Raw genomic sequence first — 20,064 nt, forward strand, 5'->3', positions numbered from 1 at the left:
CTTATTCAATTGTAGACCATATGTATATGTTTCTATACAGCATGATGGAAAGCCACAACAAATTCGCCTATCTTTTTTAGTATCCATTTTATTTTTCTACAATCCGTCTCATTATACTACAAAGGATTACACAGTTTCGACAAAAAATCTTTCATTTTACATATAAATACAAAAAAAAAGATGGACTGTATGTCGTCCATCTTTTCAGTACTTATTATTCAGCTTCTTGCTCATCAGCAAGAGTGTTGAACATTTCTTGTACCATTTCCCACTCTTCTTCAGATTCGATTGGAAGTAAACTTCCGCCCTCTTCTTCATTTTGCTCATAAGCCATTGCATCATAAATTTGGTCTCCATCTTCGTCTACTTCACCGATTGGAGAGAAGACTACGTATGATTTTTTACCAAATTTTTCAGCATCAAAAGTGAAAATAATTTCACATAAATGTTCGTTACCTTTTTCGTCTACAATTGTAATTTGATTTTCTTCCATTTTGGTCACCTCTTATTTACTATCTAAAAATCCTTGTAAGATTACGACTGCAGCCATCTTATCGATTACTTGTTTTCGCTTCTTACGGCTTACATCCGCTGAAATGAGTAGACGTTCCGCTGCCATCGTCGACAAACGCTCGTCCCACATTACAACGTCTAATTGTAACAGCTCTCGTAGGTTTTCTGCAAATTGTTGGCACGCTTCACCACGTGGGCCAATTGTACCATTCATATTTTTAGGTAAACCTACTACTATTTTGTCCACATTGTACTGCTTTACTAACTCAGAAATACGATCAAAACCAAAGTGACCTCGTTCTTCGTTAATCTTAATTGTTTCTAATCCTTGTGCTGTCCAGCCCATTTCGTCGCTCATTGCAACTCCGACTGTTTTTGTACCTACATCTAAACCTAATATCCGCATAAACTACTCCTCACGATGATGTTTCAAGTAAGACTTCACAAGCTCTTCAATGATCTCATCACGTTCAAGCTTACGAACGATGCTTCGTGCATCTTTATGGCGAGGTATGTATGCTGGGTCTCCACTTAATAAATAACCGACGATTTGGTTAATCGGATTATAGCCTTTTTCTTGAAGTGCATCATACACAGTTAAAAGTACATCATTTACATGGACACTCTGTTTTTCATCTTGAATGCTAAACTTCATTGTTTTATCAAAACCGTCCATTTCAAGCACCTCACTTATATAGTAAGTATAGGGAGAAGAACTTCTCCTCTCCCTACCATTGTACACTACTATCTCTTTATTTTGAAACAGATTTAACGTACTCTTGTACAAATGCTAAAGCTTCTTCGACTTGAGCTGGGTTTTTACCACCTGCTTGTGCCATATCAGGACGGCCACCACCGCCACCGCCGCAACGAGAAGCTACTTCTTTCACAAGTTTACCGGCATGGTAACCTTGGCTAATTAAGTCTTTCGTTACACCTGCTAGGATGTTTACTTTATCGTCATTAACAGACGCTAATACAACAACTGCTGACTCTAATTTATTTTTTAGATCATCCATCATCGTACGTAAGTTGTTCATATCTGCAACATTTACTTTCGCTGCTAATACATTCACACCATCAACTGTCATTACAGAATCAGTTAAGTTTCCAGCTTCAATATTGCTTAATTTCGCAGCAAGAGATTCGTTTTCTTTTTGAAGTTGTTTCACTTCAGCAAATAGACCATCAACTCTTGTTAAAATATCTTTCGGATTTGTTTTCATTTTTCCTGCTGCTTCTTTTAATAAACCTACTTGATCGTTCATTAATTCGTATGCAGACTTACCAGTTACCGCCTCAATACGACGAGTTCCTGCACCGATACCAGACTCAGCAACGATTTTGAAAATACCGATAGAAGCTGTATTATCAACGTGACAACCACCGCAAAGCTCTAAGCTGTAATCGCCAACTTGTACAACGCGTACAACATCACCGTATTTTTCACCGAATAATGCCATTGCGCCCATTTCTTTTGCTTCTCCGATTGATTTTTGAGAAATCTCAACGTTAATACTTTCCCAAATTTTCTCGTTTACCATACGCTCAATTTTTTCTAATTCGTCAGCTTGCACTTGACCGAAGTGAGAGAAGTCAAAGCGTAGACGTTCAGAAGTTACAAGAGAACCTGCTTGATTAACATGCGTTCCAAGTACGTCTTTTAATGCTTGGTGTAGTAAGTGAGTTGCTGTATGATTTTTCACAACGCTACTACGGTTTTTCGTATCGATAACAGCTTTCACAGCTGCATCTTTCGTTAACGTGCCTTCTTCCACAGCTACTTTGTGTAAGTTTTGACCATTTGGTGCTTTTTGTACGTCTTTTACAAGAACTTTCACGCCGTCAGCAAGAAGGTAACCACGGTCAGCAATTTGTCCACCGCTCTCAGCGTAGAATGGTGTTACGTCAAGAATTAACTGTCCTTCTTCCCCTGCTTGTAAGCTATCTGTGTACTCACCGTTTTTCACAAGTGCAACAACGTTACTTTCCGTTGCAACTGTACCGTAACCAACGAACTCACTCGCTACTTTAACTTCTCCAAGTACACCGCCTTGAACTTGCATTGAGTCAACGTCTTGACGAGCAGCACGTGCACGCTCACGTTGTTTTTCCATTTCATTTTCGAAGCCTTCTTGGTCAACTGTCATACCAGCTTCTTCTGCATATTCTTCTGTTAATTCGATTGGGAAACCGTATGTGTCATATAGACGGAACGCATCTACTCCAGAAATAACAGTTGTTTTTTCTTCTTTTGCTTTTGCAATAACTTCAGCTAAAATTGCTTCACCATCATGAAGTGTTTCATGGAAACGCTCTTCTTCATTTTTCACAACTTTCGCAATGAAATCTTTCTTTTCAAGTACTTCTGGATAGAAGTCTTTCATTACTTCTCCAACAACCGGTACCAATTCAAACATGAATGGACGGTTAATGTTTAATTTCTTCGAATAACGAACAGCGCGGCGTAATAAGCGACGTAATACATAACCACGACCTTCGTTAGATGGAAGAGCACCGTCACCAACAGCGAATGTTACTGTACGGATATGGTCAGCAATTACTTTGAATGCCATATCTTTTTCTAAATCGCCATTACGATATTTCTCACCAGAAATTGATTCTGTTGCACCAATCATCGGCATGAATAGGTCTGTATCAAAGTTTGTAGGCACATCTTGAACGATAGATGTCATACGTTCTAGACCCATCCCTGTATCAATGTTTTTCTTAGGAAGTGGTGTATATGAACCGTCTGGATTATGGTTAAATTGAGAGAATACAAGGTTCCATACTTCTAAGTAACGCTCGTTTTCTCCGCCTGGATATAATTCTGGGTCACTAAAGTCATTACCGTAAGCTTCCCCGCGGTCATAGAAAATCTCTGTATTCGGTCCACTTGGTCCTTCACCAATATCCCAGAAGTTTTCTTCTAAGCGGACAATACGCTCTTTTGGAACGCCCATTTTTTCATTCCAAATTGTGAATGCTTCTTCATCTTCTGGATGGATTGTAACTGATAGTAATTCTTTATCGAATCCGATCCATTTGTCGCTCGTTAAGAATTCCCAAGCCCATGTAATTGCTTCTTCTTTGAAGTAATCACCGATTGAGAAGTTTCCTAACATTTCAAAGAATGTATGGTGACGAGCTGTTTTCCCTACGTTTTCAATATCGTTTGTACGAATTGATTTTTGAGCATTTGTAATACGTGGATTTTGTGGGATTACACGTCCATCAAAATATTTTTTTAATGTAGCTACACCACTATTAATCCATAGAAGAGATGGATCTTCATGTGGAACTAGTGATGCACTAGGTTCTACTGCATGTCCTTTTTCTTGGAAAAAGTCTAAAAACATTTGACGAATTTGTGCGCCTGTTAGTTGTTTCATTGTATTTTCCTCCTTAAATATAAAAAACTCCCGTCCCTATAAAAGGGACGAGAGTTAACTCGCGATACCACCCTAATTATGAATTGATTACAATAACAATCAATTCATCACCTCATGGTGCCGTAACGTGGCAAGACGGCAGTGATTAGCTGCTCTCAGGATTAGCTTTCTGTTACCCTTCATTTAAAGCTTCTTTCAGCCATATGGAAGCTTCTCTCTATAAATGGACTGTAACGTACTTGTTCCGTCATTGATTTAATGTATTATATGACTAAATATAATAGAATTCTCTTAAGTTTGTCAATGTAGATAATCATTTATATTGTATTAATTGCTTATTTATCATAGGTATTCTACTATTCATTCTTAACAGCCTTTTCATATATTATGCGTTTATTAACAAATCGGAATCTCCTTACAAGAATAATTTATAAAAAATTATAAATATTACCTTTTTTGCTATAATTAAATTATTGTTAATAAAATAAAGGAGCGATCACAATGACAACCTTACTTAGCAAAGCTAAAAACATATTAGCGACTAACGAAACAATATTACTTTACGCAGCATGTTCATTAGACATATTTATTTATCGTTCCGTCGCGAGACCAGGCCTATTGATTTTAACGAACAAAAGGCTATTCTTTTATGGACCAGATGTAAGTAACAATCCAATATTTGAAGAGTACTCTTTCGCAAAAATTTCTAATCTAAAAGAACAAAAGCGTCTTTTCAACAATCAAATTGTATTTATGTATGATAACGAATGGAAAAAAATAAAACATATTCAAACAAATGATGTGAGCTCCCTCGTTCAAAAGATACACGAGCAGATTTCTAAATAAATATACGATTAGCCCTCTATTTCTTACATAGAGGGCTTCTATACTTACACATCTTCTTTTTTCAAGAGAGGCTTCACATGAACAATGACGGTGCGAATAACTGCTAAGATGGGAACCGATATTAGTAACCCTACAATACCAGCTACTTCCCCTCCAACTAGTAATGCAAGCATAATAATAACGGGATGCATACGAAGTGACTTACCAACAATGTAAGGCGATAAAATGTTACTTTCCACAAATTGCAAAATAGCAATCGTAATACCCGCCTTAATAAGTAAGCTCGTTGATACTGTTGCTGCAATCATTAACGTCGGGATCGCTCCTAAAATAGGGCCGAAGTACGGGATTATATCCGTTACCCCAATAATAATACCAAGCAATAATGGATATTTCATACCGATAAACCAAAAAGAAAGAGCTGATACTCCCCCTAATACCAAACAAACAAATAACTGTCCTCGAATATAACTTCCAAGTGACTTATCAATTTCTTTCGCAAGCATTTGCCCCGTACCTCGCCATTTACTTGGGACTAGTTTCCAAAAGATATGATAAAACTCACCATAATCTTTTAATATGTAAAATACAATGAACGGTATTAAGAAAATAATGAGCAATGAATCGAGTACACCACGAGCTGTACTCATCACTTTATTTAAAAGCGCTTGAATCTTCGTTTCCACACCCACAAAAAGTTGTTTCACCTTTTCATGAATGAACGAAGGGAAATTCGCTGTTTGTTCTGTAACGCCATCCATCCACGAATCGTACATCTTTGTAAACTGCGGAAATTGTTCATTAATCTCTTGTAACTGTTTAATAACGACTGGCGTTCCTTTATAAATCCCATAACCAATTCCGCCAAAGAAAAGGATATAAATAAGCAAAATGGCAAGTGTACGGGGCATCCCTTCCTTATGGATTTTTTCAATTAAAGGATGCAATAAATACGCAATAAAACAAGCGATAAAAAATGGCGTGATTGCTACTTTAAATACAAAAATAATCGGTGCCCATAGTGGCTTAATTTTTAAAAAGACGAGCAAACAAAGAAAAACAAGTAATAATAATCCTAAACGATATATCCAAATGATTTTAAGATTCTTCACATGAAAAACCTCCTCCACCTTTATTTTGAAAATAAATGGGGTAGGTTATGTGCGAAACTTTTAAAATCTTTTCATACGGACCATACTGTTTTTTAAAGACGTACATATAAATAACATAACAAGGACAACCACCCCTGAGAATACAGCATGAATTAATATAATCAGGAGGGCTAATTATGGTTTTGTTTATGCTTGGATTATCAGCACTTTTTATGATTCTTGAATGGATTTGTATCGGGTTTGGTATTTGGAAGGGGTTCTTTATTCGTTCCTCACGTAAAGAAAAAGCGAAGCAATTATGGCAGTATGGAATACTCGGCGTTGGCTGCTACGGTCTATCTTATCTTTTCTCAGAAATCGGACTTTTTTATTTGCATATGAGCGCATAAAAAAACTCCCTCGTCAATAAGGGAGTTTTTCACTTTATCGAAATGATTATAAGTAAGACTTAATCATCTTACGTGCTTTTTTCATATTGCGTTTTGAAAATACATCTTGCTTACGAGCATATTGATATGCTGCAGCTCCAACACCTAATGCGATTAATGAATTGCGTAGATTCAAAGTAAATCCCCCTTTTCGTTATCCGATCGTTCTTTCATTCTCATCAAATAAATCATCAAGAGAGCTTAATGAACCATCTTCCTCAACTTGATGCGTATGGATTTTCCCCTTTGAAACCGATAATTCGATATAACAATTCCAGCAATAAAATTGGTTGACACCTATTTTTCCAATGTCTTTCCCTTTGCAATTTGGACAAATGAACATATGGCTTTCATCTCCTTACAGACTCCCAGATTCTATTCGCCATTATGTCCAAACTGCATTCGTTTATACATCGCTGGAGCCTTTCAACGCTATGCGTTTGAAAGTTTCACTATATAATTTCACCTTGTTACATGAAATCATACGGTGAAATGTTTTCCACGTCCATTTCTTCGCCATTAACTGTGACCATCTGTACTTCTCCTTGTGATTCCTGCAAGCGACTAGCCAAAGTTGTTTGACGCATTGCATCATCAAGGCGATTTACACCGGATTTGAAAGTTGCTTCCTCCCCGCAAATAATAAGGAACTTCTTACTTCTTGTAATGCCCGTGTAAATTAAATTACGACGTAACATACGATTGTAACTTTTCACGATCGGCATAATAACAATCGGAAATTCACTACCTTGTGATTTATGAATGGAACAACAATATGCATGCGTAATTTGATTTAAATCGGGCTTTGTATACGTTACCTCAATTCCATCAAATGAAACGATAATCATATCTTGTTGCTCAACGTTTTCTTTCGCATAAAACACCGAAACAATTTCTCCAATATCACCATTAAACACCTGGCTCTCTGGCTGATTAACGAGTTGCAGTACTTTATCGCCTCTTCGGTATACAACATCACCGTAAGCAATTTCTTTACTCTTTTCCCTCTTCGGATTAAATACTTGTTGCAATGCTTCGTTTAATACATTAATACCAGCAGGCCCGCGGTACATCGGCGCTAATACTTGGACATCCCTTGCACTAAATCCTTTTGTTTTAGCATTTTCACAAACTTTTTTCACAACCTCAACAATTTGAGCCCCTGTACAGCTGATAAATGAACGATCTTTTTTATTTTGTGCTAAATCTGGCGGGAGCGTGCCGTCTTTGATTGCATGGGCAAGTTGAATAACAGATGAGCCTTCTGCTTGACGATAAATTTCAGTAAGCTTCACTGTCGGAACTGCGCCTGCATTTAATAAATCTTTTAATACTTGTCCAGGTCCTACAGATGGCAACTGATCTTCATCACCTACAACGATAACTTGAATGTTCGTCGGTAGCGACTTAAATAGCTGATTCGCAAGCCAAATATCAACCATTGAAAATTCATCAATAATAAGGAGCTTACCTTGGACAGGATCCGTTTCATTACGCTGGAAAGATCCTTCTGGCGTCCAGCCAAGCAAACGGTGAATTGTGCAAGCTGGAAGTCCTGTCGATTCACTCATCCGCTTCGCTGCTCTTCCTGTTGGAGCTGTTAATAGTATTGGAAATGGATTATCATCACTGTATTCATTCGGATTTAACGATAATCCGTGAAGTGACGCATACATTTCAACAATCCCTTTAATAACAGTTGTTTTCCCCGTTCCTGGTCCACCTGTTAATAACATCATTGGCTTATGAAGTGCCGTTTGAATCGCTTCTTGCTGAAACGGTGCATACTGCACGTTTAACTGTTCTTCAATTTCACCTAATGTTTTTAACACTTCTGCTTCAGGAAATGAAGGTGTTTCCTCTTGATTCATCAATCGACGAATAGACTTTACAACACCTTTTTCAGAGTAGAATAAAGTTGCTAAATACACTCGTTCTTCTTCTATGATGACTTTCCCTTCACTTTGCATCGTTTCAATACAACCTATAATATCTTCCTCAGTCACTCTTCCTTCTTGATTGTTTAAAAGTGACATCGTTTCTCTTACAAGTTGATCTTTCCTCATATAAACGTGACCAAGTTGCAATGAGACATTCTCTAATGTGTAAAAACATCCCGCTCGTACACGGTCGTCGTGATTACCCGATATTCCTAACGCACGCCCTATATCATCCGCTCGTCCAAAACCAATCCCGTCCACTTCTTCAATAAGTTGATACGGATTATTACGAATCACTTCTAATGTCATCTCTTTATATTGCTGGTAAATCTTAATAGAAAGTTTCGTTCCAAAACCGTAACCATTTAAAAAGCTCATTACTTTCTCTAATCCTTGATGTTCAACAATTGTCTCATATATTTCCTGAGCCTTTTGTTTGTTAACAACACCATTTAACGCCTCAGGGTCATCCATAATTTTAGAAATAGCATGTTCCCCGAGATGATCCACAATTTTTTCCGCTGTACGCTTTCCTATCCCTTTAAATAAATCACTCGCTAAATATTGCACCATACCTGCTTTTGTTTGCGGCAATTCTTTTTTAAATGTTTCAACCATATATTGTTTTCCATACTTTGGATGGTCCTTAAAGTGACCTGTCAATGTAAACACTTCATCTTCATGCATGCGGGGAAAATGACCGTTTATCATTACTTTCTTTTCGTCATATGTTTCATTCGTTTCAATGACTTTCATACTGACAACGGAATAGAGGTTTTCTTCGTTGTGGAAAATGGTATGAAGAACTTGCGCTTTTATAAACTTTTTCTCTTCCTCAAACAAATCCATTGCATGTTGATTTCCCATCTTTCCTCTCCTTTCCGATATTTTCACTTTAATGAGCAGTACATCCCCCACCTCTTTAGATGAGGGATAACTACCCATTAAACTATATTTTTATCTTATTCAGCTTCTTGCTCTAATAAACGAACGCCATTACCCGCTAAAAAGTGATCTGGCTGAATTTCAGTTGCTTTCTTAAATAAAGCGAGAGCCTTCTCATTATTTTCCTCAAATACGTACGCAACACCTAAATTGTAATACGCATCTGCATGCTCTTCATCCATTTCTAATACCTTTTCAAAATAAGGTTTCGCCTCTTGAATGTGTTCTAGTCGAGCGAAGCAAAGTCCGCACTGGAATACAGCTTCCACATCGTTTTCATCTAATTCTGTTGCTCTTTGTAAGAATGGTAGTGCAAGACGATCATTTCCAAGCTGTACATGTGTGATACCTAACATAAATGTTACATCAGCTGATTGTAATCCAGCTTGCATTGCTTGTTCAAATACAGCTTTCGCCTCAGTAAATTGCTCTTGGCCATAATATACATTTCCTAAACCATAATAGGCAGCTGCAGATTTATCATCTAACTCTAGTGCACGTTTATAAAATAAAATCGCTCGTTCGCTATCACCTAATACGTCTAATAAATTTGCAAAATTAATGTATCCAAGCGCATCTTTTGGATTTTCTTCGATTGCTTCTGTAAAATTTTTAGCTGCTTCTTCCCAATTTCCTTCTTGCATATATTGAATACCTGTTTCAAGTTTGTTTGACATGTCCTTCACCTCTACAACAAATTATAACAAAGAATGTATTTTCCAAGCGAACGAAAATTCGCTTTATGTAAAAGAAACCTCTAACCGCTAATCGGCAGAGGCTTCTCATTTATCCTAAATAATCCAATTTCTTACCACTACGGTATACTTCATCAATTGTAGCACCGCCTAAGCACTCATCTCCATCATAGAACACAACTGCTTGTCCTGGTGTAATTGCACGAATTGGCTCATCACAAAGAATACGAACTGTATTTTCATCAACGATTTGAACCGTTACTTTATTGTCTTCTTGACGATAACGGAATTTCGCCGTGCACTTAAATTCTGTTTCTTTTACTTTGTTACTTACCCATCCTACATTCGTAGCAATAACTTCATCACCATATAGAAGTTCGTTATGGAATCCTTGATCAACATATAAAATGTTTTCTTTCAAGTTTTTCCCAACAGCAAACCACGGATCACCGTTACCACCAATTCCAAGTCCATGACGTTGTCCAATTGTATAGTACATTAAACCGTCATGCTTTCCTTTCACTTCACCAGATAATGTTTGCATTACACCTGGTTGCGCTGGTAAGTAGTTACTTAAGAAATCTTTAAAGTTACGCTCACCAATGAAGCAAATACCTGTACTATCTTTTTTCGCCGCTGTCGCTAAGCCAGCTTCTTTCGCCATTTCACGAATTTGCGGTTTCTTTAATTCACCTAACGGGAACATTGTTTTTGATAATTGCTCTTGGCTTAATTGATTTAAGAAGTATGTTTGATCTTTATTGTCATCAACGCCGCGAAGCATTTTATATTCGCCGTCCATATAAGCAACGCGTGCATAATGGCCTGTTGCTACATAATCAGCACCAAGCGCAATTGCATGCTCTAAAAATGCTTTAAATTTAATTTCTTTATTACACATTACATCTGGATTTGGTGTACGACCAGCTCGGTACTCATCTAAGAAGTACGTAAATACTTTATCCCAGTATTGTTTTTCAAAGTTTACTGCATAATACGGAATACCGATTTGGTTACACACTTCAATTACATCATTGTAATCTTCAGTTGCTGTGCAGACACCATTCTCATCTGTATCATCCCAGTTTTTCATAAAAATTCCGATTACATCATAACCTTGCTCTTTTAATAAAAGTGCTGCTACAGATGAATCGACGCCACCGGACATTCCGATGACAACGCGTGTTTCGTGAGGTAGTTTGTTCATCATGTCACCTCCCATGCTAATTTTGTGTTAATCGCTTCACGATTTTCACTGTTTCGTACGCCGCTTTTTCAATTTGCTCTTTCGTATTTCCAAGCCCAAAACTAAAGCGTACGGATGAACGTATTTGATCGGAGTCTTTTCCAAACATCGCTACTAATACATGTGATGGATCAATCGAACCAGCTGTACAAGCAGAACCACTTGATACTGCAATGCCAGCTAGGTCTAAGTTCACAAGAAACGGTTCAATGTTCATTCCTGTAAAACTTACATTAAGCACATGCGGTAAGCGATGTTCTAAGTTTCCGTTTACCTCGAAAGTAATGCCTTCATTTTTGAAGACAGATACCATTATATCTTTAAACTCTTCATATTGGGCATTTTTTTGCTCACGAGTTTTTTCAGCAATAAGAATTGCATGCTGAAGCCCAGCAATACTAGGCACATTTTCCGTACCAGCACGGCGTTTTCTTTCTTGCTCTCCGCCTATTAATAACGGCTCAAATTTCACATTTGCACCAGCGTATAAGAACCCTACACCTTTTGGTCCGTTAATTTTATGGGCTGAAATGGATAATAAATCAATACCAAACTCTTTCACATCAATTTCTACCAAACCATAAGCTTGTACCGCATCTGTATGGAAATAAGCTTGATGCTCCTTTAGTAGCTTTCCTATTTCTACAATTGGTTGCATTGTCCCTACTTCATTATTCCCAAACATAACAGATACAAGAATCGTCTCTTCGGTTAATGCCTTTTGTATGTCAGAAACTTGAATGCGCCCTGTTTCATCGACAGGTAAATATGTCACTTCAAACCCTTCACGCTCTAACAATTCGCACGTATGCAAAATCGCATGATGTTCAATTTGCGTCGTTATAATGTGATTACCTTTATGACGGTTCGCACGTGCTACACCTATAAGCGCTAAATTATCAGCTTCTGTACCACCGCTCGTAAATATAATTTCATTCGGATTCGCATGAATACTGCGTGCACACACACGTCTCGCCTCATCTACTGTGTGACGAGTTTGACGTCCATAAAAGTGAATACTAGACGGGTTCCCGAATATTTCTGTCATATATGGAATCATCTTTTCGACCACTTCTGGGTGAGTCGGAGATGTCGCAGCATGATCTAAGTAAATGCGTTCCATTAAATCTCCTTCTTTCCAAATCGTTTCACAAGGAATTAAATGTAAAACATATAGCCCCCGTGATTTTCTTCCTCATAACGTACTAAATCTTCTAACGTTGTACTATCTAACACTTCTTGCACCGCATCACGAACACGCATCCATAACTGGCGCTGTGCTGGCTCTTCTTCTTCTATCATTTCTACAACACTAATCGGTCCCTCTAATACACGGATCACATCCCCAGCTGTAATGTTAGCTGGTTGATCAGATAATACATATCCGCCATATGCACCTCGCGTACTCTTCACAAGACGAGCGTTACGAAGTGGTGAAATTAATTGCTCTAAGTAATGCTCCGATAAGTCATGCGCCTGCGCAATTGATTTTAATGAAATCGGACCTTCACCAAACTTTTTTGCAAGATCGATCATAATTGTTAAGCCATAGCGGCCCTTTGTTGAAATCTTCATCTATTTTGCACCTCTTTTCAAATTTTCACTTCTATTGGTTATATCTTATTTATAAAAAGAACACAATTTAAAATCCTATGAAATTATAGCATAATATAGTATTATAAGAAATTTCAACTTGTGTATCAAAATGATAACATAAAATCACATTGAAAAACTCGGGAATTATTACAATTGAAAGAAAAATGAAAATATTCATCTTCATTTTTCCCATAAAACAGCATACTATTTCAAATTTCATAGAAAAAAATGATACGATAGAACGAGATTATATGTTAAGGGAGACGGTCTAAATGAAACAACCACTCGCACATCGAATGCGCCCTACAAATATTCAAGAAATTATTGGGCAACAGCATTTAGTTGGTGAAGGAAAGATTTTATGGCGAATGGTCCAAGCAAATCATTTTCAATCTATGATTTTATACGGTCCTCCAGGTACAGGAAAAACATCCATTGCCAGTGCAATTGCAGGAAGTACCGGTACCCCGTTTCGTCTATTAAACGCTGTTACTCACAATAAAAAAGATATGGAAGTTGTCGTACAAGAAGCGAAGATGCATCGACACCTCGTTTTAATTTTAGATGAAGTTCACCGTCTAGATAAAGCAAAGCAAGACTTTCTATTACCTCATTTAGAAAGCGGACTTCTTACTTTAATTGGTGCAACGACAAGTAATCCATTCCATGCAATAAACTCCGCTATTCGAAGCAGATGTCAAATTTTCGAATTACACGCACTAACAGAAGATGATATTTTAATTGGGTTAAAAAGAGCTTTAGAAGATAAAGAAAAAGGCCTTGGAGAATATGCTGTAACGATAACAGATGAAGCACTACATCACTTTGCAAACGCCTCTGGTGGTGATATGCGTTCCGCTTATAACGCACTTGAGCTTGCTGTATTATCCAGCTTTACTACAGACGATCAAGCGGCTGAAATCACACTCGAGATTGCAGAAGAATGCTTACAAAAGAAGAGCTTCGTTCACGACAAAGGCGGCGATGCTCATTATGACGTATTATCAGCATTTCAAAAATCAGTGCGCGGAAGTGATGTAAATGCAGCGCTCCATTATTTAGCACGCCTTATTGAAGCAGGTGATTTACAAAGTATTGGCAGACGCCTTCTTATTATGGCTTATGAAGATATTGGACTTGCTAGCCCACAAGCTGGACCGCGTACACTAGCTGCAATTGAATCAGCTGAACGAGTCGGATTCCCAGAAGCACGCATCCCACTTGCAAATGCCGTTATCGAGCTATGCTTATCACCAAAATCAAATTCAGCTTATAAAGCACTGGATGCTGCACTACATGATTTACGTAACGATCAAACAGGTGATATTCCAAACCATTTAAAAGATAGTCATTACAAAGGCGCAGAATCACTTGGAAGAGGCATTGGATATTTATATCCACACGACCATCCAAACGGCTGGGTAAGGCAACAATACTTACCTGATAAAATAAAAAACAAGCAATATTATAAACCGAAAACGACAGGAAAATTTGAGCAAGCACTTTCTACTGTTTATGAAAGATTACAAACTTCGAATAAAACGAAAAATAAAGGGTAACATAAACGAAAACGTCACCATTATGGAGGCTTCGCTTATGAAAACACGTCAAGATGCATGGACAAAAGAAGATGATCTCCTTTTAGCAGAAACTGTTTTACGACATATTCGCAGCGGAAGTACACAAATAAAAGCATTTGATGAAGTCGGCGATGCGTTGAACCGCACTTCAGCAGCTTGTGGCTTTAGATGGAATGCTGAAGTACGAGCGAATTACGAAGATGCAGTGCAGATTGCAAAAAAACAACGTAAAGAATTAAAACGTTCTGAAGCTAAAATAGAAAAAGATCAGTTCACGAAAACGAAACAACTCGTAATCGATGCTGAGTTTTCAGAAGATATTACGCCAAGTAAACAGGAACTTACAATGCAAAATGTCATCTCATTTTTGCAAAACATGGAACATAATAACCCTTCAATCGCAAAGTTGCAAACTGAAAATGATGTATTACAAAATCAGCTCACTTCCCTACAAAAAACGAATAATGAACTTGAAGCAAAATTAGCGGTACTCACAAAAAAACAACAAGCAATCGAAGAAGATTACGCGATGCTTGTTAGAATTATGGATCGTGCTCGAAAACTTGTTTCAGTCGAAGAGCAAGAAGATCAAATTGCCCCGATTTTCAAAACCGATCAAAACGGGAATTTAGATATTATTTATTCTGCAGAGAATTAAAAACAAGGATGTCACTTAGTTAAAAAAGTGACATCCTTGTTTGTTTTCGGTGAACCATATATATCGGTAATTGAAATTATATCAACGATTTTTCAAATATATCTATCGTAACTTGCAATATATCAACGATTTTTCAAATATATCTATCACAACTTGCAATATATCAACGATTCGACAAAGGATATCGATTTAACGACAAAGATTGACAATAACATTCCTCCCTGTCATACAAAGAAACGCCCAAAATAGATTGGGTAAATATAATCATTACTTACTAGCCTTGCTCACATTTGAACTAGTAGTAATGCAAATATTTTTATTTCTTTAATACATATAAAAAAGCATATATCCAAAATGGATATATGCTTTCACTTTATTCTTGCCCCACACGTTTCACTTCTACGTTTTTAATACGTTCACGTACAACGTGACTTGCCATAATTAAGCCTGCCACAGATGGTACGAATGCATTTGATGAAGGTGGTAATTTCGCTTTACGAATTTTTGCATTTTCGTCTGGTACGATCTCTTTACGTACTTCTTCACGAATTACGATTGGATTCTCGTCAGAGAAGACAACTTTTACACCTTTTTTAATACCCTCTTTACGAAGCTTCGTACGAATTACTTTCGCAATTGGATCTGTATGTGTTTTAGAGATATCCGCAATACGGAAACGAGTTGGGTCCATTTTATTTGCTGCACCCATACATGAGATAATTTTAATTTTACGACGTAAACATTGTTTAATTAAATGGATTTTGAACGTAATTGTATCAGATGCATCCACTACGAAATCTAAACCGTGTTTAAAGAACTCTTCATATGTTTCATCTGTATAAAACATTTCTAGTCCAATTACTTCACATTCCGGATTAATGTCTGCAATACGCTCTTTCATTAATTCTACTTTTGAACGTCCTACAGTAGATACTAAAGCATGAATTTGACGGTTTACGTTTGTAATATCTACAACGTCTTTATCAACTAATACGAGACGTCCTACGCCAGAACGTGCTAACGCTTCTGCCGAAAATGACCCTACGCCACCAATTCCTAAAATACCGACTGTACTATTTTTTAATATTTCAAGTCCTTCTTTACCGAAGGCTAATTCATTACGTGAAAATTGATGTAACATTCAGCTCTACACTCCTATTACAAAAATGGTCTACCATGTATTCTAGCGTTTTTCCGACTATTTGTATAGAAAAAGTTATAGAATTCCTAAAAATACATATTTCGAAAATGAAAACATAGTGTACACCGGACTTTTTAAACTTCCCTTTCAATACATGTTTAAAAAGGAGGATTCAGAGGGACGAGCAGCTCGAGGCGCTTATGCCAAGAGGAGCGCAGTGTAGCTTTAACTACTCGAGCACCGGACTGGCGAAGTAACGACGAGATGCGACCTCCATCTGAACCGGACTTTTTTAAACTTCCTCTCAAAAAAAGTCTAGACGGTTATAGTATAACCATCTAGACCCTATTCTTACTTCTCTTCTTTCAAGCTTAATTTTAAGTTCAATTCTTCAAGCTGTGCTTCTGCAACTGGGCTTGGAGCTTCTGTTAATAAGCAGCTTGCGCTTGCTGTTTTCGGGAATGCAATTGTATCACGAAGGTTCGTACGGCCTGCAAGTAACATAACAAGACGGTCTAAACCTAATGCGATTCCGCCGTGTGGTGGTGTACCGTATTCGAATGCTTCTAATAAGAATCCGAATTGCTCTTGCGCTTCTTCTTGTGAGAATCCAAGTGCTTTGAACATTTTTTCTTGTACGTCACGCTCGTAAATACGAAGTGATCCGCCACCAAGCTCATAACCGTTTAATACAAGGTCATATGCTTGTGCACGTGCTTTTTCTGGTGCTGTTTCTAGTAGCTCAACATCTTCACGGAATGGCATTGTGAATGGGTGGTGAGCTGCGAAGTAACGATCTGCATCTTCATCGTACTCAAGAAGTGGCCAATCAGTTACCCATAGGAAGTTAAATTTACTTTCGTCAATTAACTCAAGCTCTTTACCTAGACGTAAACGAAGTGCGCCTAAGCTATCTGCAACAACGCTCTTCTTATCTGCTACAAATAGTAATAAGTCGCCAGCAGTAGCTTCTAATGTAGTCATTAACACGTTTGCATCTTCTTCACCGAAGAATTTCGCAATCGGTCCTTTTAGGCCGTCTTCTTCAACTTTAAGCCAAGCTAGACCTTTTGCACCGTATACTTTCACAAATTCAGTTAATGCATCGATGTCTTTACGAGAGTATTTACTTGCAGCACCTTTTGCATTAATTGCTTTTACTTGTCCGCCGCTTTCTACAGCACTTGTAAACACTTTAAATCCACAACCTGCTGCAAACTCAGATAAGTCTGTTAGTTCCATTTCAAAGCGTGTATCTGGCTTATCAGAACCGTAGCGAGCCATTGCATCAGCATATTTCATACGAGGGAATGGTGCACTAACTTCTACACCTTTTGCATCCTTCATAACTTTCGTCATCATACGCTCCATCATATCTAAAATTTCATCTTGTGTTAAGAATGAAGCTTCGATATCGATTTGCGTGAATTCTGGTTGACGATCCGCACGTAAATCTTCGTCACGGAAACAACGTGCTACTTGATAGTAACGCTCAAATCCGCCGACCATAAGAAGCTGTTTAAATAACTGTGGTGACTGTGGTAATGCATAGAATTCACCATCATGTACACGACTTGGTACTAAATAGTCACGAGCTCCTTCTGGCGTGCTTTTCGTTAAAATTGGTGTTTCGACTTCTAAAAACTCTTCTGTATCTAAGAAATTACGAATTGTTTTTGTTACGTCGTGACGCATTTTGAATGTGTTGAACATTACAGGACGACGTAAGTCTAAATAACGATATTTTAAACGCACATCTTCTGATGCATCTGTATCATCAGCAATGATAATTGGCGTTGTTTTCGCTGCATTTAGTACATTTACTTTTGTTGCTTGTACTTCAATACGACCAGTTGCCATATTGTCATTAATTGCGCCTTCACCACGTTCAACAACTGTACCTTCTACGTGTAATACGTATTCACTACGAATTGTTTCTGCTACTTCTAACGCTTCTTTTGATGTTTCTGGGTTAAATACAACTTGTACGATACCTGTGCGGTCACGTAAATCGATAAAGATTAATCCACCTAAGTCACGGCGTTTTTGTACCCAACCTTTTAATTGAACTGTTTGTCCAACAGCTTCTACTGTTACTTTTCCACATGCATGTGTTCTTTCAGCCACTGTAAGTTCCCCCTATATTAATTTCTCTGCTACGTATGAAGCAAATACATCTAACGCTACTTCTTCTTGTTCACCTGTTGCCATATCTTTTAAGTTAATGATACCTTTATCCAGCTCATCTTCTCCTAATACAGCTACAAATTTCGCCTTTAGACGATCTGCTGATTTAAATTGTGCTTTCATTTTGCGATCTAAATAATCTTTTTCAACTGACAATCCAGCTTTACGAAGATTGAACGCAACTTTTGCAGCATGGTCTTTCGCTTTTTCACCGAGCGCTACAACGTAACAATCAATGCTATGTTCAAGTGGTAATTCAATATTTTCAGCTTTTAGCGCCATAATTAAACGTTCAATACTCATTGCAAAACCGATACCTGGCATTTCTGGTCCACCGATTTCTTGTACAAGTCCGTTATAACGGCCACCACCGCTTAATGTAGTGATCGCACCGAAACCTTCTGCCTCACTCATAATTTCAAAAACAGTGTGTTGATAGTAGTCTAAACCACGTACTAAGTTCGGATCTTTTTCAAATGGAACATCCATCATCGTTAATAGTTCTTGAACTTTGTCGTAGTATACTGCTGAATCTTCGTTTAAGTATTCTGTAATAGATGGTGCTGTTCCCATTAATTCATGGTTACGGTCTTTCTTACAGTCTAAAATTCGAAGTGGGTTCTTTTCTAAGCGAGATTGACAGTCAGAGCAGAATTCGCCGATACGTGGCTCAAAGTGTGCGATTAATGCATCACGGTGTGCTTGACGGCTCGCTGCATCACCTAAACTGTTTAATACAACTTTAATATTTTTTAAGCCCATGCCGCGGTAAAATTCAACAGCAAGTGCAATTACTTCTGCATCAATTGCAGGATCATTACTGCCGATTGCTTCGATACCGAATTGTACGAATTGACGATAGCGACCTGCTTGTGGTCTTTCATAACGGAACATTTGACCGATATAGTATAATTTCGTTGGTTGTGTTGCATCACCAAACATTTTATTTTCAACGTAAGAACGTACAACAGGTGCAGTACCTTCTGGACGTAATGTTAAGCTGCGCTCTCCACGATCTTGGAATGAGTACATTTCTTTTTGTACGATATCTGTCGTATCACCAACACCACGTAAAAATAGCTCCGTGTGCTCAAAAATTGGTGTACGAATTTCTTTATAATTGTAACGACGGCAAATTTCGCGTGCTTGCCCTTCGATATACTGCCATAACTCAACAGTGCCTGGAAGAATATCTTGCGTTCCGCGTGGGATTTGAATAGACATATTCAGTTCCTCCTCAAATTGTTTTAATCTTAATAAAAATAAAAAAACTCCCGCCTCTACTGTTTAAACAGTAGGGACGAGAGTATTATACCCGTGGTGCCACCCTAATTGAAGCACATATGCTTCCACTTTTTTAATAACGCTTAAATATGCGTTCATCCCTACTAAGCATATATGCCGTTCAAGTTGAAACCTCTAGAGTGTCATTCAATCAGTCATCATGCAGAAATGTTTTCAGCCTAAGACATTCCTTCTCTTTCCATGTGTGTCTCATTTACTCTTCTCTATCAACGGTTATATTCATATGTAAATATAAAATTACTATACGTTTGTTAAGTAGGATTGTCAAGTGCTCTAAGAACGTTCAATCTGCTTCTTTAGACGCTTTACATCTTGAAGAGAAATCCCAAACTCGGAAGCAAGCTCCATTGAAGTATTGTTTTGCTCTTTTGAAATAAAATCATGAAAATTCACGTTAAATAGTTGATTTGCACCATTTGTAACAGAATGCCCTTTTTCATTCATGCGCATACGTATATCCCTCACATTCAATATGGA

At 37.7% G+C, this 20,064-nt stretch carries 20 protein-coding genes and 2 other annotated features; of the genes, 4 read left to right on the plus strand and 16 right to left on the minus strand.

The annotated features are described in order from the left end of the window. Window positions 1-214 precede the first annotated feature (214 nt). From DOS87_RS24165 to alaS, 4 genes are all read right to left on the minus strand, one after another. A complete protein-coding gene (locus DOS87_RS24165) occupies window positions 215-493 on the minus strand; it encodes a DUF1292 domain-containing protein (RefSeq protein ID WP_000392246.1) in 279 nt (92 codons plus the stop codon). Between the two features lie 12 nt (window positions 494-505). Further along, window positions 506-919: a Holliday junction resolvase RuvX gene (ruvX, locus tag DOS87_RS24170; protein ID WP_001221202.1), complete on the minus strand. Its 414-nt coding sequence runs from the start codon at window positions 917-919 to the stop codon at window positions 506-508. A gap of 3 nt (window positions 920-922) precedes the next feature. After that, complete coding sequence (locus tag DOS87_RS24175; protein WP_000348591.1) at window positions 923-1,189, minus strand: IreB family regulatory phosphoprotein; 267 nt, start codon at window positions 1,187-1,189, stop codon at window positions 923-925. 76 nt (window positions 1,190-1,265) lie between these two features. Beyond that, window positions 1,266-3,908 (minus strand): alanine--tRNA ligase, encoded by a 2,643-nt coding sequence (alaS, locus tag DOS87_RS24180; RefSeq protein ID WP_208730130.1) that lies wholly within the window; start codon window positions 3,906-3,908, stop codon window positions 1,266-1,268. A gap of 40 nt (window positions 3,909-3,948) precedes the next feature. Then, window positions 3,949-4,168 (minus strand) — a binding site (T-box leader). A gap of 241 nt (window positions 4,169-4,409) precedes the next feature. Between alaS and DOS87_RS24185 the strand changes: the two genes are divergently transcribed. Beyond that, window positions 4,410-4,754: a PH domain-containing protein gene (locus tag DOS87_RS24185; protein WP_000209589.1), complete on the plus strand. Its 345-nt coding sequence runs from the start codon at window positions 4,410-4,412 to the stop codon at window positions 4,752-4,754. Between the two features lie 44 nt (window positions 4,755-4,798). Here the strand turns inward: DOS87_RS24185 and DOS87_RS24190 are convergent, their stop codons facing one another. Then, window positions 4,799-5,866, minus strand: coding sequence for an AI-2E family transporter (locus DOS87_RS24190; protein WP_017763612.1), 1,068 nt, complete (start codon window positions 5,864-5,866; stop codon window positions 4,799-4,801). A gap of 176 nt (window positions 5,867-6,042) precedes the next feature. Between DOS87_RS24190 and DOS87_RS24195 the strand changes: the two genes are divergently transcribed. Next, the gene (locus DOS87_RS24195) at window positions 6,043-6,255 is read left to right on the plus strand and encodes a hypothetical protein (RefSeq protein ID WP_000242539.1); all 213 of its coding nucleotides are present in this window, start codon (window positions 6,043-6,045) and stop codon (window positions 6,253-6,255) included. A gap of 46 nt (window positions 6,256-6,301) precedes the next feature. Here DOS87_RS24195 and DOS87_RS24200 read toward each other — a convergent pair whose 3' ends face one another. The 7 genes from DOS87_RS24200 to cymR form a co-directional block, all read right to left on the minus strand. Further along, window positions 6,302-6,430: a YrzQ family protein gene (locus DOS87_RS24200; RefSeq protein WP_001053553.1), complete on the minus strand. Its 129-nt coding sequence runs from the start codon at window positions 6,428-6,430 to the stop codon at window positions 6,302-6,304. A gap of 18 nt (window positions 6,431-6,448) precedes the next feature. After that, window positions 6,449-6,637 carry a hypothetical protein gene (locus DOS87_RS24205; RefSeq protein WP_000469281.1) on the minus strand — a complete coding sequence of 63 codons (189 nt, stop codon included), beginning with the start codon at window positions 6,635-6,637 and terminating at the stop codon, window positions 6,449-6,451. Window positions 6,638-6,764: 127 nt separating this feature from the next. Beyond that, on the minus strand, window positions 6,765-9,101 hold the full coding sequence (locus DOS87_RS24210) for an SF1B family DNA helicase RecD2 (RefSeq protein WP_017763613.1): 2,337 nt from the start codon (window positions 9,099-9,101) through the stop codon (window positions 6,765-6,767). Between the two features lie 95 nt (window positions 9,102-9,196). Then, window positions 9,197-9,856, minus strand: coding sequence for a tetratricopeptide repeat protein (locus tag DOS87_RS24215; RefSeq protein ID WP_000066406.1), 660 nt, complete (start codon window positions 9,854-9,856; stop codon window positions 9,197-9,199). Window positions 9,857-9,965: 109 nt separating this feature from the next. Next, window positions 9,966-11,081: a tRNA 2-thiouridine(34) synthase MnmA gene (gene mnmA, locus DOS87_RS24220; RefSeq protein ID WP_001038011.1), complete on the minus strand. Its 1,116-nt coding sequence runs from the start codon at window positions 11,079-11,081 to the stop codon at window positions 9,966-9,968. A 16-nt stretch (window positions 11,082-11,097) separates the two neighbouring features. Next, window positions 11,098-12,243 carry a cysteine desulfurase family protein gene (locus DOS87_RS24225; protein WP_000439891.1) on the minus strand — a complete coding sequence of 382 codons (1,146 nt, stop codon included), beginning with the start codon at window positions 12,241-12,243 and terminating at the stop codon, window positions 11,098-11,100. A 35-nt stretch (window positions 12,244-12,278) separates the two neighbouring features. Then, complete coding sequence (cymR, locus tag DOS87_RS24230) at window positions 12,279-12,695, minus strand: cysteine metabolism transcriptional regulator CymR (protein ID WP_000704116.1); 417 nt, start codon at window positions 12,693-12,695, stop codon at window positions 12,279-12,281. A gap of 293 nt (window positions 12,696-12,988) precedes the next feature. Between cymR and DOS87_RS24235 the strand changes: the two genes are divergently transcribed. Next, window positions 12,989-14,275: a replication-associated recombination protein A gene (locus DOS87_RS24235; RefSeq protein ID WP_098578075.1), complete on the plus strand. Its 1,287-nt coding sequence runs from the start codon at window positions 12,989-12,991 to the stop codon at window positions 14,273-14,275. A 37-nt stretch (window positions 14,276-14,312) separates the two neighbouring features. Next, entirely contained in the window at window positions 14,313-14,954 is a 642-nt protein-coding gene (locus DOS87_RS24240) for an RsfA family transcriptional regulator (protein WP_000857697.1), read from the plus strand. A 373-nt stretch (window positions 14,955-15,327) separates the two neighbouring features. Here the strand turns inward: DOS87_RS24240 and DOS87_RS24245 are convergent, their stop codons facing one another. From DOS87_RS24245 to DOS87_RS24260, 4 genes are all read right to left on the minus strand, one after another. Beyond that, window positions 15,328-16,095 carry a tRNA threonylcarbamoyladenosine dehydratase gene (locus DOS87_RS24245; RefSeq protein WP_000903182.1) on the minus strand — a complete coding sequence of 256 codons (768 nt, stop codon included), beginning with the start codon at window positions 16,093-16,095 and terminating at the stop codon, window positions 15,328-15,330. A 351-nt stretch (window positions 16,096-16,446) separates the two neighbouring features. Next, entirely contained in the window at window positions 16,447-18,222 is a 1,776-nt protein-coding gene (gene aspS / locus DOS87_RS24250) for an aspartate--tRNA ligase (protein ID WP_000840901.1), read from the minus strand. A 12-nt stretch (window positions 18,223-18,234) separates the two neighbouring features. Beyond that, entirely contained in the window at window positions 18,235-19,506 is a 1,272-nt protein-coding gene (gene hisS / locus DOS87_RS24255; RefSeq protein ID WP_000027086.1) for a histidine--tRNA ligase, read from the minus strand. Between the two features lie 69 nt (window positions 19,507-19,575). Beyond that, window positions 19,576-19,806, minus strand: a binding site (T-box leader). Between the two features lie 54 nt (window positions 19,807-19,860). Then, complete coding sequence (locus tag DOS87_RS24260; protein WP_001242605.1) at window positions 19,861-20,037, minus strand: hypothetical protein; 177 nt, start codon at window positions 20,035-20,037, stop codon at window positions 19,861-19,863. Between the last annotated feature and the right edge of the window lie 27 nt (window positions 20,038-20,064).

It is taken from the genome of Bacillus sp. CR71 (assembly GCF_003429245.1).
Lineage (GTDB): Bacteria > Bacillota > Bacilli > Bacillales > Bacillaceae_G > Bacillus_A > Bacillus_A thuringiensis_S.

What these genes read in the sequence shown, in the direction of transcription:
- DOS87_RS24260 (WP_001242605.1), bottom strand. Translation starts at nt 20,037, where the DNA reads ATGCGCATGAATGAAAAAGGGCATTCTGTTACAAATGGTGCAAATCAA.
- DOS87_RS24240 (WP_000857697.1), top strand. Translation starts at nt 14,313, where the DNA reads ATGAAAACACGTCAAGATGCATGGACAAAAGAAGATGATCTCCTTTTA.
- DOS87_RS24205 (WP_000469281.1), bottom strand. Translation starts at nt 6,637, where the DNA reads ATGTTCATTTGTCCAAATTGCAAAGGGAAAGACATTGGAAAAATAGGT.
- mnmA (WP_001038011.1), bottom strand. Translation starts at nt 11,081, where the DNA reads ATGAACAAACTACCTCACGAAACACGCGTTGTCATCGGAATGTCCGGT.
- DOS87_RS24165 (WP_000392246.1), bottom strand. Translation starts at nt 493, where the DNA reads ATGGAAGAAAATCAAATTACAATTGTAGACGAAAAAGGTAACGAACAT.
- DOS87_RS24195 (WP_000242539.1), top strand. Translation starts at nt 6,043, where the DNA reads ATGGTTTTGTTTATGCTTGGATTATCAGCACTTTTTATGATTCTTGAA.
- DOS87_RS24225 (WP_000439891.1), bottom strand. Translation starts at nt 12,243, where the DNA reads ATGGAACGCATTTACTTAGATCATGCTGCGACATCTCCGACTCACCCA.
- hisS (WP_000027086.1), bottom strand. Translation starts at nt 19,506, where the DNA reads ATGTCTATTCAAATCCCACGCGGAACGCAAGATATTCTTCCAGGCACT.
- DOS87_RS24245 (WP_000903182.1), bottom strand. Translation starts at nt 16,095, where the DNA reads ATGTTACATCAATTTTCACGTAATGAATTAGCCTTCGGTAAAGAAGGA.
- DOS87_RS24210 (WP_017763613.1), bottom strand. Translation starts at nt 9,101, where the DNA reads ATGGGAAATCAACATGCAATGGATTTGTTTGAGGAAGAGAAAAAGTTT.
- alaS (WP_208730130.1), bottom strand. Translation starts at nt 3,908, where the DNA reads ATGAAACAACTAACAGGCGCACAAATTCGTCAAATGTTTTTAGACTTT.
- DOS87_RS24185 (WP_000209589.1), top strand. Translation starts at nt 4,410, where the DNA reads ATGACAACCTTACTTAGCAAAGCTAAAAACATATTAGCGACTAACGAA.
- DOS87_RS24235 (WP_098578075.1), top strand. Translation starts at nt 12,989, where the DNA reads ATGAAACAACCACTCGCACATCGAATGCGCCCTACAAATATTCAAGAA.
- DOS87_RS24175 (WP_000348591.1), bottom strand. Translation starts at nt 1,189, where the DNA reads ATGGACGGTTTTGATAAAACAATGAAGTTTAGCATTCAAGATGAAAAA.
- DOS87_RS24215 (WP_000066406.1), bottom strand. Translation starts at nt 9,856, where the DNA reads ATGTCAAACAAACTTGAAACAGGTATTCAATATATGCAAGAAGGAAAT.
- cymR (WP_000704116.1), bottom strand. Translation starts at nt 12,695, where the DNA reads ATGAAGATTTCAACAAAGGGCCGCTATGGCTTAACAATTATGATCGAT.
- ruvX (WP_001221202.1), bottom strand. Translation starts at nt 919, where the DNA reads ATGCGGATATTAGGTTTAGATGTAGGTACAAAAACAGTCGGAGTTGCA.